The 518-nt window shown below is 62.9% G+C and carries 1 protein-coding gene; it reads left to right on the top strand.

All coding sequences use genetic code 11. The features are described 5' to 3' along the window. Positions 1-518: POTRA domain-containing protein (locus NCR35_RS29770; RefSeq protein ID WP_284503391.1), on the top strand; the 518-nt coding region annotated here is incomplete at both ends.

Here is a 518-nt window from a genome sequence, read left to right as displayed (position 1 = left end):
ACAGAAGACCGCGCGCAGGAAAACGCCGCGCGGTTCGCGTTTTCGGTCAACGAAGGCGACGCCTTCTCGCAGCACGCGTGGGACGACGCAAAGAGCGCGGCGCTGCGCGCGCTGCAATCGCGCCGCTATCTCGGCGCGCGCATCGTGCGCTCGCAGGCGCGCATCAATCCGCGCACTCAGATGGCGGATCTCTCGGTCACGTTCGACAGCGGTCCGACCTTCACCTTCGGCAAGCTCGACATCAGCGGCACGAAGCGTTATCCGCAGAAGATCATCGAGAACGTGAATCCGATCCACGAAGGCGAGATCTACGACATCGCCCGCGTGAACGAGCTGCAGCGGCAGGTGCAGAACACGCCGTATTACGCGAGCGTCGCGATCGACGCGAGCAACGACGTCACGAAGCCCATCGAGACGCCGCTGCACATCAAGGTGAGCGAATATCCGTACAACAGCGTGCGCTACGGCGTCGGCTATGCCACGGACACGGGCTTTCACATTCAGGGCGCTTACAGCTA

The sequence above is a fragment of the Caballeronia sp. AZ10_KS36 genome (genome assembly GCF_023631105.1).
In the GTDB taxonomy this organism is placed as follows: Bacteria; Pseudomonadota; Gammaproteobacteria; order Burkholderiales; family Burkholderiaceae; genus Caballeronia.
This window is presented reverse-complemented; position numbering and strand designations above follow the sequence as displayed.